The organism is Demequina maris (assembly GCF_000971155.1).
GTDB lineage: Bacteria > Actinomycetota > Actinomycetes > Actinomycetales > Demequinaceae > Demequina > Demequina maris.
In genome coordinates this window covers 208,288-222,628 of sequence record NZ_BBLX01000005.1, presented here as the reverse complement: position 1 = coordinate 222,628, position 14,341 = coordinate 208,288, and the positions used below count along the sequence as shown (strand labels likewise).

General features: G+C 73.3%; 11 protein-coding genes and 1 tRNA gene. 5 read left to right on the top strand and 7 right to left on the bottom strand.

Translation table 11 applies throughout. The annotated features are described in order from the left end of the window. Positions 1-26: 26 nt before the first annotated feature. Positions 27-1,013, bottom strand: a complete 987-nt coding sequence (locus AOM02_RS08035) for a patatin-like phospholipase family protein (RefSeq protein WP_062298583.1) — start codon at positions 1,011-1,013, stop codon at positions 27-29. Positions 1,014-1,200: 187 nt separating this feature from the next. On the opposite strand from AOM02_RS08035, the gene AOM02_RS08030 reads away from it, so the two are divergent. Continuing rightward, the gene (locus tag AOM02_RS08030; RefSeq protein ID WP_062298580.1) at positions 1,201-2,805 is read left to right on the top strand and encodes a xylulokinase; all 1,605 of its coding nucleotides are present in this window, start codon (positions 1,201-1,203) and stop codon (positions 2,803-2,805) included. A gap of 322 nt (positions 2,806-3,127) precedes the next feature. On the opposite strand, the gene AOM02_RS08025 is transcribed toward AOM02_RS08030, so the two are convergent. Next, positions 3,128-3,201, bottom strand: a tRNA-Met gene (locus AOM02_RS08025). Between the two features lie 68 nt (positions 3,202-3,269). On the opposite strand from AOM02_RS08025, the gene AOM02_RS08020 reads away from it, so the two are divergent. After that, positions 3,270-4,052 (top strand): hypothetical protein, encoded by a 783-nt coding sequence (locus AOM02_RS08020; protein WP_156156143.1) that lies wholly within the window; start codon positions 3,270-3,272, stop codon positions 4,050-4,052. Positions 4,053-4,124: 72 nt separating this feature from the next. On the opposite strand, the gene AOM02_RS08015 is transcribed toward AOM02_RS08020, so the two are convergent. Continuing rightward, positions 4,125-7,169 carry a UPF0182 family membrane protein gene (locus AOM02_RS08015; protein ID WP_082104965.1) on the bottom strand — a complete coding sequence of 1,015 codons (3,045 nt, stop codon included), beginning with the start codon at positions 7,167-7,169 and terminating at the stop codon, positions 4,125-4,127. 41 nt (positions 7,170-7,210) lie between these two features. After that, a complete protein-coding gene (locus AOM02_RS08010) occupies positions 7,211-8,299 on the bottom strand; it encodes a YlbL family protein (protein WP_228373800.1) in 1,089 nt (362 codons plus the stop codon). 129 nt (positions 8,300-8,428) lie between these two features. Between AOM02_RS08010 and AOM02_RS08005 the strand changes: the two genes are divergently transcribed. The 3 genes from AOM02_RS08005 (at position 8,429) to AOM02_RS08000 (ending at position 10,842) form a co-directional block, all read left to right on the top strand. After that, positions 8,429-9,766, top strand: a complete 1,338-nt coding sequence (locus AOM02_RS08005) for a zinc-dependent metalloprotease (RefSeq protein ID WP_228373046.1) — start codon at positions 8,429-8,431, stop codon at positions 9,764-9,766. Between the two features lie 145 nt (positions 9,767-9,911). Next, positions 9,912-10,070 carry a DUF5679 domain-containing protein gene (locus tag AOM02_RS14490; RefSeq protein ID WP_169746536.1) on the top strand — a complete coding sequence of 53 codons (159 nt, stop codon included), beginning with the start codon at positions 9,912-9,914 and terminating at the stop codon, positions 10,068-10,070. A 109-nt stretch (positions 10,071-10,179) separates the two neighbouring features. Continuing rightward, positions 10,180-10,842, top strand: coding sequence for a hypothetical protein (locus tag AOM02_RS08000; protein ID WP_062298573.1), 663 nt, complete (start codon positions 10,180-10,182; stop codon positions 10,840-10,842). A gap of 1 nt (position 10,843) precedes the next feature. On the opposite strand, the gene AOM02_RS07995 is transcribed toward AOM02_RS08000, so the two are convergent. The 3 genes from AOM02_RS07995 to nudC form a co-directional block, all read right to left on the bottom strand. Next, on the bottom strand, positions 10,844-12,826 hold the full coding sequence (locus tag AOM02_RS07995) for an ATP-dependent DNA helicase UvrD2 (RefSeq protein ID WP_062298679.1): 1,983 nt from the start codon (positions 12,824-12,826) through the stop codon (positions 10,844-10,846). A 57-nt stretch (positions 12,827-12,883) separates the two neighbouring features. Beyond that, complete coding sequence (locus AOM02_RS07990) at positions 12,884-13,282, bottom strand: hypothetical protein (protein ID WP_062298571.1); 399 nt, start codon at positions 13,280-13,282, stop codon at positions 12,884-12,886. Between the two features lie 117 nt (positions 13,283-13,399). Beyond that, the gene (gene nudC / locus AOM02_RS07985; protein WP_062298569.1) at positions 13,400-14,326 is read right to left on the bottom strand and encodes an NAD(+) diphosphatase; all 927 of its coding nucleotides are present in this window, start codon (positions 14,324-14,326) and stop codon (positions 13,400-13,402) included. Positions 14,327-14,341 lie beyond the last annotated feature (15 nt).

The window sequence follows — 14,341 nt, the reverse complement described above, 5'->3', positions numbered from 1 at the left end:
GCCGCCGGGTCCCGGGCCGGGACCGGTCACGCCGGGGCGCCCTCCCATTCGTCGAAGGCGCGTCGCGCGAGCTCGCGGCCGAGCTCGATCATCTCGGTCGCGCGGTGGAAGTCGAGCACCCCGCACGAGTCCGCGGGCACGTTCACCATCGCGTCCGGCGGGTAGCCCGCCAGGCGGTAGCGCTGGACGGTGTTCTGCAGCGTCTGCAGCGACCGGTCGATGACGTCGAGGGTGCTCACCCCGAGGTCGTCCGCCGCGTCCAGGGCCTCCGCCGCGGCCGGCTCGACCAGCGCATCGTCCTCCTGCTCGCCGCGTGCCCGCATGCGGTGCGCGATCATGCTCACGAGCCGGGGCTCGGCGACGTGGAGGCTGGGCAGGCGCAGCCGCGGCAGGCGCACGAGCGGTCCGGCGGAGTCCACGGGCGGCTCGGCGGGGTTGCCGCCCCGCGACGTGCCGGACAGGTTGACCGCGATGATCGCGTCGGACCGCACGGACGTGAGCGGGATGACGGGCACCGGGTTGAGGATGCCGCCGTCCGCGAGCAGGCGGCCGTCGCGTCGCACCGGGGTGATGACCGTGGGGATCGCGATCGAGGCGCGGATCGCGTCGACGATCGGGCCCTCGGTGAACCACACCTCGGACTGCGAGATGAGGTCCGTCGCGACGGCGGTGAACGGGATGGGCAGGTCCTCGATGACGCGCCCGTCGAGGATCTCGTCGATGCGCCGCATCACGCGGTCCGCGCGGATCGCCCCGGCGCCCTTGAACGCGGGGTCGAGCATGCGGATCACGTCGCGCCGCGTGAGCGACTCGGCCCAGGCGCGGTAGTCCGCGAGGCCGCCCGCGGCGTGCAGCCCGCCCACGAGCGCGCCCATCGACGTGCCGGCGATGCCGACGACGTCCCAGCCGCGCGCCTCGATCTCGTCGAGGACGCCGATGTGCGCGTAGCCGCGGGCTCCCCCGCTGCCGAGGCTCAGCGCGATGCGCGGGCGCGCGGGCGAGGATTCGGTCACAGCCGTCAGGCTAACCCCGCAGGTTGACGGGCGGCGACACCGTTCGCGGGACCTGGGGACGGCGGCCGCCGCGCACCCGGGCGGGACCTATGGTTCGATCGAATGCGCGGACAGGCCTTAGGGTTTTGTCGAACGTTCACATCGGATGTCCGCCGCGCGCGGGCGCTTGACGAAGGAGTGAGTGCCGATGGCGCAGCACAACCAGATCGACGTGGCCGCCGCGATCGCGGCCGGCGAGACCTCGCTGGGCATCGAGCTGGGCTCGACCCGCATCAAGGCGTGCCTCATCGGGCCCGACCACGAGGTGATCGCGACCGGAAGCCACGCGTGGGAGAACCAGTTCGTCGACCGCCTCTGGACCTACTCGGTCGAGGCCATCTGGGAGGGCGTGCAGGCCTCCGTCGCCGACCTTCTCGCGACGGTCGAGCGCCTCCACGGCGTGCGTCCCACAGGCTTCGGCGCGCTCGGCGTCTCGGCGATGATGCACGGCTACCTGGCCTTCGACACCGCCGGCGAGCTGCTGGTCCCGTTCCGCACGTGGCGCAACACCAACACGGAGCGCGCGGCCGCGGAGCTCACCGAGGTGCTCGGCTTCAACTTCCCGCTGCGCTGGTCGGCGTCGCACCTGTACCAGGCGATCCTCGACGAGGAGCCGCACGTCGCGAGCCTCGACTCGTTCACCACGCTCGCCGGCTACGTGCACTGGAAGCTGACCGGCCGCAAGGTGCTCGGCGTCGGCGACGCCTCGGGCATGTTCCCCATCGACCCCGCGACCCGCGACTACGACGCGGACATGCTCGCGCGCTTCCAGGGCCTCGTCGCCGCGCGCCACCCGGGCCTCGACGTCACCGCGCTGCTCCCCGAGGTGCTCGTCGCGGGCCAGGAGGCCGGCACTCTCACCGCGGAGGGCGCGGCGCTGCTCGACCCGACCGGCACGCTCCAGCCCGGCGCCGTGGTCGCGCCGCCGGAGGGCGACGCGGGCACCGGCATGATCGCCACCAACGCGGTCGCGCCGCGCACCGGCAACATCTCCGCGGGCACGTCGATCTTCGCGATGGTCGTGCTCGAGAAGCCGCTCGAGAGCGTCCATGAGGAGCTCGACATCGTCACCACGCCCGCGGGCGACCTGGTCGCGATGGTGCACTGCAACAACGGCGCCTCCGAGCTGGGCACCTGGGCCGGCGTCTTCACCGAGTTCGCGGCCGCGCTGGGCAGCGAGTTCGGTTCGGACGCGGTGTTCGAGGCGCTGTTCTCCGCCGCGCTCGAGGGCGAGGCGGACGGCGGCGGCCTGCTCGCCTACAACTACCTGTCCGGCGAGCCGATCACGGGGCTCGCAGAGGGCCGCCCGCTCTTCGTGCGCACGCCCGGCTCGCGCCTCACGCTCGCGAACTTCATGCGCACGCAGCTCTACGGCGCCTTCGGCACGCTGAGCCTCGGCATGCGCGTGCTCCACGACGAGGGCGTCCAGCTCGACTCGATGTTCGCGCACGGCGGCATGTTCCGCACCGCGGGCGTCGCGCAGCGGCTCCTGGCCGCCGCGATCGAGGCGCCGGTCACCGTGGGCGACACCGCCTCCGAGGGCGGCGCGTGGGGCATCGCCGTGCTCGCCGAGTACCTCCGCAAGGGCGCCGCGACCAGCCTGGACGCGTACCTGAACGACGAGGTCTTCGCGGGAGCCGCGCTCGACGTGGCCGCGCCGGACGCCGGCGACGTCGCGGGCTACCAGGCGTGGCTCGGCCAGTACGAGGCGGGCCTCGCGATCGAGCGCGCCGCCACCGAGGCGATCCACTAGGCGCCCGCCTCCGCGCTCACGCACGGCCCGGCTTCCGCTGCTGCGGGGCCGGGCCGTCGTGCGTCCGGGGTCGGCGGTTCCCGCCTCGCGCGGCCGACGCCAACCGGCGTATGGAGGCGGGCCCGATGCGCATCGTCCCTGGTCCCACGCGTCGAGGCCGGGCTCGTACGCCGGTTGCGTTCAAGGGCGGGCGGGCCGGCGGCGGGGCGGGGCGGGGCGGACGACCGACGAGGGTGCGGGACGGGCGTCGGGACGATGTGCGCCGGGGCCGCCGGGGAACGACGAAGGCCCGGACCAGATGGTCCGGGCCTTCGTTCTCTCGTAGCGGGGACAGGATTTGAACCTGCGACCTCCGGGTTATGAGCCCGGCGAGCTACCGAACTGCTCCACCCCGCGTCGGCCTGATAACTCTAGCGGACGCGTGGCGCAGATCCAAATCCGCCCCCGCTCGCTAGGGTCGGGGGATGACCAACGACGATCCCTTCGCCGCCCGCCCGGGCGACCAGACGCCTCCGCCGCCGCCCGCATCGTTCCCGCCTCCGCCCCCGGCCTTCCCGGCCACGCCGGGCATCATCCCAGGTGCGGCCCCTCCCCCGCCCCCCACCTACGGGGAAGGGATGCAGGTGCAGTTCGACCGCTCGGGCGTGCCGCTCGAGAAGCCCGAGGGGCTCGCCAAGGGGCTCATCGGCGTCGCCGCCGGATTCACCGTGGTGTCCGTGCTCATCGCGGTGTCCGCGCAGGGCAGCGTCGACTCGATCCGACGGATGGCCGAGTCCAACGAGCTCGAGTTCAGCGCCGGAGACCTGCTGTCGCTGCTCACCACGCCGCTGCTGGTGACCTCCTACATCCTCTACGGCCTCTGGATGTCGCGCATGCGCCGCAACCGCGAGGCGCTGGGCGCGAGGCCCGGCATGGGCGCCGTCGAGTGGTGGGGCTGGTTCATCCCGCTCGCCTCCGCGGTGCTGATCCCGATCGGCGCCCGCAAGGTGGCCGGGCGCACCGTGGGCCTGGGCCTGCTCCTCGGCTGGTGGATCCCGTGGATCCTCGCCGGGTTGGTGCAGGGCGTCGGGTCGGCCGCGCTCCAGCTCTCGCTCGACCTGCAGACGGGCGATCTCGCCTACCCCGAGCGCCTCGACGTGTACCCCGCGCTCATGTGGGCGGCCGCGGCGCTGATCGTCGTCTCGTTCGTGTTCTTCATGCGCTTCATCCGCGCGGCCACCGACCGTCACCTCGACCCGGGGGCCTGAGCCGGGCGATCATCGTCCGCGCACGACGAAGGGGGCCGGTCCTGTCGGACCGGCCCCCTTCGTCATGTCCCGCTACGGGGCCGAGAGGTCGCCCTCGAGCGACGTGGTCGGCTCGGCGGCCGGCTCGGCGCTGGCCGAGGCGCTCGGCTCGGCCGTGGAGCCCGACGTCGAGCCCGACTCCGAGCCCGAGGCCGCGCCGGTGAGCTCCGCCTCCGCGGCGATCGCGTCCTCGATGGCCGAGGCGAGCGCGTCCTGCGCCTCGCCGTACGCCGTGAAGTCGCCCGCGGCGAGCGCGGCCTGGCTGTCCTGAAGCGCCTGGTTCGCGCGGTCCAGGGCGTCCTGCAGCGCCGCCTCGGCGGTCGGGTCGACCGCGTCGCCCGAGCCGCCGTCGGTGGTGCCCGAGTCCCCGGAGCCGTCGGTGCTGCCCGAGCCGGAGCCGGTGCCGCTGTCGGTGCCGGCCGCGCCCTCGCCCGCGCCCTCGCCGAAGACCTGGTCGAGCGCCTCCGGGAGCGTGTCCGCGAAGCCGACCGAGTCGCCGAAAGCCACGAACACCTTGCGCAGCAGCGGCACCTGCGTGCCCTGGCTGGACTGGACGTACACGGGCTGCACGTAGAGCAGGCCGCCGCCCACGGGGAGCGTGAGCAGGTTGCCGTTGACCACGTCGGTCTCGCCCTGGCGCAGCAGGTTCAGCGTCTCCTGCGCGTCGGGGTCGGAGTTGAAGTTGTTCTGCACCTGGCCGGGGCCGGGGATGGTGGTGTCGCGCGGCAGCTCGAGCAGCCGGAGCGTGCCGTAGTCCTCCGCGACCTCGCCCGGCGTGGACCCCGTCTCCGAGTTCACGGCGAGGTAGCCCGTGAGGATGTTGCGCGGGTTGTCACCGCCCTGGATGTAGTTGCTCGTGAGCGAGAACGTGGGCTCGTCCTGGTCCGGCATCTGCAGCGTGAGGTAGTACGGCGGCTGCAGGCGCGTGTCGTCGGTCGGGTCGGCCGGGTTCCGCCAGAAGTCCTGGCCGGAGTAGAACGACGCCGCGTCGGTCACGTGGTACTGCGTGAGCTGGTAGCGCTGGATCGCGAAGAGGTCCTCGGGGTAGCGCAGGTGGCTCATGAGCTCGCCGCTGATCTCGCTGATCGGCTCGATCGACGTCGGGAACACGTGCTGCCAGGTCTGCAGGATCGGGTCGTCCTCGTCCCAGGCGTACAGCGTCACGGAGCCGTCGTACGCGTCCACGGTCGCCTTGACCGAGTTGCGCAGGTAGTTGAGGACCGTGGTCGCGGTGGTCGTGCCCGACTGCTGGGCGAACAGCGTGTCGGAGGCGACGGGCGCCGAGTACGGGTACTGGTCCGTGGTGGTGTAGCCGTCGACCACCCACACGACGCGCCCGTCGACGACCGCCGGGTACGCGGTCTGGTCGAGCTCGAGGTACGGCGCGACGCGGGCGACGCGCTCGAGCGGGTCGCGGTAGTAGAGGATCTGCGACTCGGTGGTGACGCGGTCGGAGAACAGGATCTGCTCCTCGCCCATGCGGATCGCGAACATCAGCTTCTCGAAGAGGTTGCCGATCGCGGGGCCGCCGTCGCCCGTGTACGTGGTGTTGACCTGGCCGGTGTCGGAGTTGTCGTCGGGGTAGTCCAGCTCCCACGGGTTGGTGCCCTCGGGTGCGCCGACGATCGAGTAGTCGGGGACGGTCGAGCCGAAGTAGATGCGCGGCTCGTACTCGCCGAGCAGGCCCACCGACGGGATGCCGCGCTCGAAGAAGCTGGGCTGGCCGTCGATCTGCGTCTTGTTGCCGTACGCCGCCACGACGCCGAAGCCGTGCGTGTAGACCGTGTGGTCGTTGACCCAGTTGCGGCTCTCCGAGCCGAGGCCGTCGAGGTTGAGCTCGCGCACCGCGATCACGGTGTCCTGGAGCTCGTCCTCGAGCGCGTAGCGGTCGACGTTCAGCACGTCCGCGAAGTTGTAGTACTGCTTGTTCTGCTGCAGCTGCTGGAACGCCGGCGACACGATGTTCGGGTCGAGCAGGCGGATCTGCGCGGTGGTCTCGGCGTCCTGGCGCAGCGCGTCCGCCTCCGCCTCCGTGGTGGCCCGGTACTGGGTCTCCTCGATGTCGGCGATGCCGTACGCGTAGCGGGTGGCGTCGATGTTGTTCTGGATGAACGGCGTCTCGAGCTCCTGCTCGTTCGGCGACACCTGGAAGCGCTGCACGATCGACGGGTAGATGCCGCCGATCACGACCGCGGACAGCAGCATGAGGCCGATGCCGACGGCGGGGATACGCCAGTCGCCGCGCCAGATCACCACGAGGAACACGAGCGCCACCACGACGGCGATCCCCGCGAGGATCGACCGCGACGGCAGGATCGCGTTGACGTCCGTGTACGACGCGCCGTAGAACTTCTCGCCGGACTTGGTCAGCAGGCCGTAGCGGTCGAGCCAGTAGTTCGCGGCGATCGCGAGCATCACGATGGCGCCGAGCACGGCGAGCTGGATGCGCGCGCCCTTCGACGCGACGAATGAGCGGCCGGTGCCCGCGATGCCGCCGTACAGCAGGTGCACGAACGCCGCGATCAGCGTCGACAGCACGCCGAGCGCGAGCACGAGCGTGACCGCGAGGTTGAGCATCGGCAGCGTGAACACGTAGAAGGACGCGTCGAGCCCGAACTGCGGGTCCTTCGTGCCGAAGCTCTCGTGGTTGAGCCACGCCACGACGGTCTCCCACTGCGAGGACACCGCGAGGCCGACGACGAGGCCGATCACGGACGGCAGCACGATCATGGCGAGTCGCTCGATGGGCTCGATCTGCTCGCGCACCTGGTCGAGCTGGCTGCGGCCGCCGGTGCGGGCCGGGCGGACGCGCTTAGCGATCCACAGGTTGAGCCAGATGACGAACGCGGCGACGCCGCCCGCGATGACGAAGAGCACGATGCGCGCCAGCCATTGGGTGCGCCACACCTCGGAGTAGCCGAGCTGGTCGTACCAGACCACCTCGGTCCAGATGTTGGCCGTCGCGATCGCCGCCAGCACCAGCGCGCCCAGCACCACGGCGGTGATCGCGAGGGGCGATCGTCGCTGCGGCACGGGCGCGGGCCTGACCGGTCGGGCGGGGCGGTCGTCGAAACTCACGTCGTTGTCCTTCGGGTCGGGATGGCTCTAGCCTGCCACGCTCAGCAGCCGGGCAGGTCGGCGGTGTCGTCCTGGCCGATGCGGCTGATCGCTTCGTATGCGTCGTCGAGGGTGTCCACTGCGACAACGTGGAGACCATCAGGGATGTTGCCGCGGACGTCGGCGCAGTTCTCGACCGGCGCGAGGAACCACTCCGAGCCCGCGTCCTGCGCGCCGAAGAGCTTCATGCGGATGCCGCCGATGGGGCCCACGTCGCCGGTCGCGTCGATCGTGCCCGTGCCCGCGACGCGCGCGCCGTCGAGCTCGTCGACCTCGGTGAGGCGGTCCATGATGCCGAGCGAGAACATGAGCCCCGCGGACGGGCCGCCGACGGAGTCGATCTGCACCGTGACGTCGATCGGCAGGTCGAAGGTCGGGTCGATCCACACGCCGATCGCGGCGTCGCCGGTGCCGTCGTCGACGGTCGCGAACGTCTCGGTGCGGTCCTTGCCGTCCCGCATCACCGTCACGGTGATGTCGTCGCCGGGCTCGTGCACGGCGATCGCGTCGGCCAGCGCGGAGAACGTCGCGACGGGCTCCCCGTCGACGCCGGTGATGATGTCCGTCTTCTTGAGCAGGCCCTTGGCGTTCGAGCCCTGGGCGAAGCCGGCGATCTCGAGCACCGCGGGCACGGGGTGCCCGAGCGCCTCGAGCGCGGACACGGTGGCGCTCTCCTGCGAGCTGATCCACTCCTGCTGCGCCTGCTTCTCGGCGGCGTCCTCCTCGTCGGCGGTGCCGAAGACGTCCTCCTGCGGCACCACGTACTGGCGCGGCGACGCCCAGCCTGCGAGCACGCGGCCGAGCGTGAACGGCTGCGAGCCGGCGCGGGACACCGACACCGTGGTGAGCCGCAGCTCGCCCGAGGACATGTAGGTGGGGGCGCCGGAGATCTCGACGAGCGGCACGTCGTCGATGTCGCCGAGCGTGTCGAACGTGGGCCCGGCGGATCCGACCGCGTACGGCGACGGCACGATCGTGAGCAGCGCGATCAGCGCGCTCGTCGCGAGGCCCGTCACGGACATCACGGTGCTGCGGCGGGTGGAGGTCGCGCGCTCCACGGGCGCGGGGGTGCTGGCCTCGGTCGTCGTCACGCCCCCATTGTTGCCGATGCGCGCGGCGGCTCGGCACGGCATTGCTGGTAGCGAACGTCGCCGCGCATCCGGGCGGTCCTTCGTTACCGTGGTGGAGGCACGCATGCGGCGTGCGCGGACGGAGTGAGCGTGAGCGACGAGTCGACGCCGTGGATGCGGCTGCTGCGAGAGCTGTTCGGGGACGATGCGGAGGCCGCCCTGGAGGAGCTGCAGCGCATGGGCATGGACCCGGAGGCGCTCGCCGCGCAGTCCGGGCTCGCCGCCAGCCCCGCGATGATGGAGCATGTGCTCGGCCAGATCCGGGCCCTCGTCTCGCAGTCGGAGGGCGAGGACGTCAACTGGAAGCTGGCGCACGACGTCGCGCGCGGCGTCGCGGCCCAGGGCGGTGATCCCAGCGTCTCGGCGGCCACGGCGTCGCTGCACCGTCAGGCGATCTCGCGCGCCGAGCTGTGGCTGGACGCCGTCACGGACTTCGACCCGACGCGGCTCGAGCCGCGCGTGTGGAGCCGCGCGGAGTGGGTCGAGGCGACCCTGCCGACGTGGCGCACCCTCGCCGGCCCCGTCGCCGTGAGCGTGTCGCACGCCCTCGGCGGCCTCCTCGAGGGCGCCGCCGACATCGACGAGGACGCGGGCGGCATCGACCCGAGCGCCCTGCTGCGCTCCGTCGCCCCCACCGTGTGCGGCATGCACATGGGTCAGGCGGCCGGCGAGATGGCCCGCGAGGCCTTCGGCGCCACGGACCTGGGCATCCCGCTGCTCGCCGAGCCCCGCGTCGTGCTGGTGCCCAAGGCGATCACCGAGTTCGCCGAGGGCCTCGACATCGACGAGGAGGCGGTGCGCACGTTCCTCGCCCTGCGCGAGGCGGCCCACATCCGCCTGTTCGCGGCGGCGCCGTGGCTGCCCGGGCAGCTCCACACGCTCGTCGAGCGCTACTCGCAGGGCATCACGATCGACCTCGACGCGCTCGAGGAGGCCGTGCGCGACGCCGGCATGGGCGACCCCGCGCGCCTGCAGCAGGCGCTCAACCGCGGCATCTTCGCGTCCCAGCACACCGACGAGCAGAAGGCGACGCTCGAGTCGATCGAGACGCTGCTCGCGCTGGTCGAGGGCTGGGTCGACGACGTGACGATGCGCGCCGCCGCACCGCACCTGCCCGACGTGGGCGCGCTGCGCGAGATGATGCGCCGGCGCCGCGCCGCGGGCGGTCCCGCGGAGGACACGTTCGCCAACCTGCTCGACCTCGAGCTGCGCCCGCGGCGCATGCGCGACGCCTCGGCGATGTGGGCCTCGCTGCACTCGCGGCTGGGGCCCGAGGGCCGCGACGGCGTGTGGTCGCACCCCGACCTGCTGCCCGACTCGGAGGAGCTCGGCCGCTGGCAGGCGTGGGTCGACGCGTACGTCGCGCGCGGCGAGGGGGACGAGGTCGATCGCGAGCTCGAGCGCCTGCTCGGGGGTGAAGACGAGTAGGGTGCACACGGACCGCGTGGCGACACCCGCCCGCCGATGGGTGGATTTCCGGCACGCGCGTCTACGCTGGGGGACCAAGGGCCCTCATCGGCCTGCAGAGACGTGCGGCGTGTACCGCCGCGCCACAGAGAAGAAGGAGAGCCGAATGGCTGACAAGTACTCGGGCGAGTTCTACTGCGTGAAGTGCAAGGAGAAGCGCGAGACCGAGGGCGACGTCGTCGTCTCGGAGAACGGCCGCCGCATGGCGAAGGCCACCTGCCCGGTGTGCGGCACGAAGCTGAACCGCATCCTCGGCAAGGCGTAAAGCCAGCAGAGCTCCACGAAGGGCCGGCCCCCACGGGGACCGGCCCTTCGCGCGTCTCCGGCCTGTGGACAGCGCCGGAGCGGGCGGCCCGCCGTGCGACCGTGAGGCCATGGACGATGCGACCGCAGCGCCGCTCCTGTGGCGCGGCGACGGCACGGAGCAGCCCGGGCTGGCCCGCCGCGTGCTTGTGCCGAGCCTCGCCGGCCGCGACGTCCGGGTGAGGGGCCTGGGGCCCGTGGGCACCGCGGCGGCCGAGGCGGCGGCACGCGCCGGTGCGGCGTCGCTCAGCCTCGTCGGCGATCCGGCCGCGCCCGCCGCGCCGGTCGCGCGCCTCGCGGCCGCCGTCCGTCCCGGGCTGCGCCTCCATCTCGATGCCGAGCGGTCCGTCGACGGCGAGATCGCGACCGCGTACGGCGCGGTGGGCGCGGCGGTGCACCACCGGCTGCTGCTCGATGGCCCGCACGTCGCGGCGCTGGCCGACGAGGCGGGCGTGACGGTGCTGCCCGTCCGTCCCGGGGCGACGGCGTGCCTGCGGTGCGTCGGGCTGGAGCGCACGGATCGCGATGCGGCGTGGCCGGTGCTCGCGCTGCAGTGCGAGGGGCTGCCCGAGCGCACCGACGCGCTGTCCGCGGCCGTGGCGGGCGCGCTCGCCGCGACGGCGCTCGCGGCGCTGCTCGCCGGCGCGGACCCGACCGCCTGGCGGGTCGAGCGCGGGCTGCCGCGGCGGCGCCGCATCGTCCCTCACCCCGACTGCGGGTGCGGCGCGGCGTGAGTCAGTGCGCGGCCACGATCTCCAGGATCGCGAGGCCGTACTTGTCGAGCTTCGAGGCCCCCACCCCGCTCACGCGGGCGAGCTCGCCCAGGTTGGCCGGGCGGTCGCGCGCGATCTCGACGAGCGAGGCGTCGACCAGCACCGTGAAGGCGGGCTTGGACGACTCCTGCGCGATCGCGAGCCGCCACTGCTTGAGCGTGTCGAACAGGCGCAGCTGCTCGGGGTCGAGGTCCGCGAGCTTCGCGGACGTCGACTGCCGCGCGACCCGCGCGGGACGCGCGTCGGGCCACTGCTGCTCGAGGAAGCGCGTGCGCTTGCGGGTCCCCTTGCCGCCCGCCTTGCGGGAGCGCGCGAAGCTGAGCGCGAGGTGCTCGCGGGCGCGCGTGATCGACACGTAGAGGAGGCGGCGCTCCTCCTCGAGCTGCTCGTCGGTCTCGGCGTGCGTGATCGGCAGCAGGCCCTCGGAGCAGCCGACGATGAACACCGCGTCCCACTCGAGGCCCTTGGCGGCGTGCATCGAGGTGAGGGTGACGCCCTCGACGGCGGGTGCGTGCTGCGCGCGCGCCCGCTCCGCGAGGTGCTCGACCAGGTCGCGCATGGTCGCGGCGCCGCCGGTGTCGGCGGCGAGGTCGTCGGCGAGGTTGACGAGCGCCTGGAGCGCGTCCCAGCGCTCGCGCACGGCGCCGCGCGCCGCCGGCGGCTCCTCGGACCACCCGGCCCCGCCGAGCGCGTCGCGCACCCGCTCCCCGAGCGGCCGGTCGTCCTCGGCGACCGCCGCGCCGCGCAGCAGCACGATCCCCTTGCGGACCTCCTCGCGATCGAAGAACCGCTGCCCGCCGCGGACGAGGTAGCCGATGCCGCGCTCGGCCAGCGCCTCCTCCATCGCCTCCGACTGGCTGTTGATGCGGTACAGCACGGCGATCTCCGACGGCTTCACCCCGGTCCCGATCAGCCGCTCGATCTGCGCGGCGACGCCCTGCGCCTCGGACGCGTCGTCGTCGTACGCGCGGTAGTCGGGCGCGGGGCCCGAGGGCCGCTGCGCGATGAGCTCGACGCCCGTGCCGGCGGACCCGCGGCGGCGCATGAGCTCGTTGGCGAGGCGCACCACCTGCGGCGTGGAGCGGTAGTCGCGCACCAGGCGCACCTGCGTGGCATCGGGATACGTGCGGGTGAAGCCGAGCAGGTGCTGCGGGCTCGCGCCGGCGAACGAGTAGATGGTCTGCGCGGGGTCGCCCACGACGCACAGCTCGCGCCGGCCGCCGAGCCACTGCTCGAGCAGGAACTGCTGGAGCGGGGAGACGTCCTGGTACTCGTCCACGACGAAGTGGCGGTACTGGCGGCGGATCTGGTCGCCCACCTCCGGGTGACGGCCGATGATGTCGGCGAGCAGCAGCAGGATGTCCTCGAAGTCGAGCACCACCGCGTCCGTCTTCGCGTCCTCGTAGGCGCGCATCACATCCGCGACCTGCGCCGGCGGCAGGTCCGCGGGCGACGGCCGGCCGAGGCGCGCGATCTTCGCGGCGTAGTCGTCGGCGCTCACGAGCGACACCTTCGCCCACTCGATCTCGGACGCCAGGTCGCGCACCGTGAGGCGGTCGGGGCTGAGGCCCGCGTCGCGCGCCGCCCGGCCCACGAGCGGCGCCTTGTGCTCGACGAGCCCCGGGATCTGGCCGCCGACCACCTCGGGCCAGAAGTAGCTGAGCTGGCGCAGCGCGGCGGCGTGGAAGGTGCGGGCCTGGACGCCCGTGACCCCCAGGCCGCGCAGGCGCTGGCGCATCTCCCCCGCCGCGCGCGCGGTGAAGGTGACGGCGAGCACGGACTGCGGGTTGTACGCGTTGACGCGCACCCCGTAGGCGATGCGGTGGGTGATCGCGCGGGTCTTGCCCGTGCCGGCTCCCGCGAGCACGACGACAGGGCCGTGGAGCGCGGTGGCCACCTCCCGCTGCTCCGGGTCGAGGGCGTCGAGGATCTGGTCGGCTGACATCGCGGCCATTGTGTCAGGGACCGCCGACACCACGGGCGCGCCTGGGGACGATGCGGCTCAGCGCGGCAGGCGGCCGCGGCGCACGTCCTGCCAGCGGCCGTGGTCGCGCGCGAGCGCCTCGAGCTCCCCGATGCGGGCGAGCAGCAGCCCGACGGCCTCCGCGGAGCCCTCGTGCGCGGGCAGCGGCTCGCCGCGCCAGTGCGCGAGGCACGACGGGCCGATCGCCCACCGCCACCACTCGGCGCGCATCGGCGCGGGGTACGCCGCGCATCGTGCCTCCGACCAATCCCACGTGACGCAGAACCCGAGCACGTCGTTCTCGACGAACACGTGGAGGATGTGGCTGGACGCGCCGTTGGTGACCGCCGCCACCCGGTAGTCCCGGCCCGCGAGGCTCTCCTGGAGCGGACCCGTGACGAGGCCCACCGTGGTGGAGAACGAGCCGAGCTCGATCATGGGGCCTCCCGGAGGGTGCGCGCCGCGCGGATGAGAGGGGCGTCGCGGCCGATGCGCGCGGGCCTTGGCGCGAGAGTAGTCCTGCCGGGCCCGGCGGCGGTAGAGGCGGCGACCGTCCTAGACGTCGACGGGGCCCGAGCGGCGCGGCTCGGGCAGCGCTCCCCCGAACCAGTCCTCGAGCATCCGGCGGGCGACCGAGCCCTTGGGCGCGAGGACGACCTCGCCGCTCGCGATGAGCTCGGCGATCTCGTCGCGCGCGACGAAGCGCGCCTCGGAGATCTCATCCATGTCGAGGCGCAGGTCCTCCGGGCGCGCCGTGCGGGCCCGGAAGGCGACCATGACGGAGGCGGGGAAGGGCCACGGCTGCGAGCCGAGGTACTCGAGCCCGGTGAGCGCGAGGCCCGACTCCTCCTCGACCTCGCGGTGGACCGCCTGCTCGAAGGTCTCGCCCGGCTCGACGTAGCCCGCGAGGTGCGAGAAGCGCCGCGGCGACCAGTGCGAGGCATGCGCCAGCAGGAGCCGGTCCTCGGGGTCGGTGATCGCGACGATGATCGCGGGATCGGTGCGCGGGTAGTGGTCGCGGCCGTCCTCGGGGCAGCGGCGCACCCAGCCGCCGAGCGTCGGCTCGGTGGGCTCGCCGCACAGCGCGCAGCGCGGGTGGGTGGCGTGCCAGTTGGCGATCGCGACGGCCGTGGTGGCCAGCTCGTGCTCGCGCTCCCCCTCGGCGCCGCGGTCCCAGAAGCCCGCGAGCAGGTCGCGCAGGCCGCGCATGCGGTCGCCGCCGATGCCGTCCTCGTCCGCCCCGAAGCCCGGGTCCGCGGGCACGAGCGCGACGAGGTCCCTCTCGCCGTCGCGTCCCAAGTAGATCCGGAGGGCCGCCGGGGGCTGGGCGGCGGGGGCGAGCTCGACGACGCGCCCGTCGGCGGCGAGCACGCGCCCGTCGCGCACGACGATCGCGTCGCAGGCCTCCAGGTCGACGGTGTCGCGGCGCACGGCGGCGCGGTCGACACGGCTGGCAAGGTCGAGCGGCCAGGGGTTCCTCACCTGGTCACCGTACCG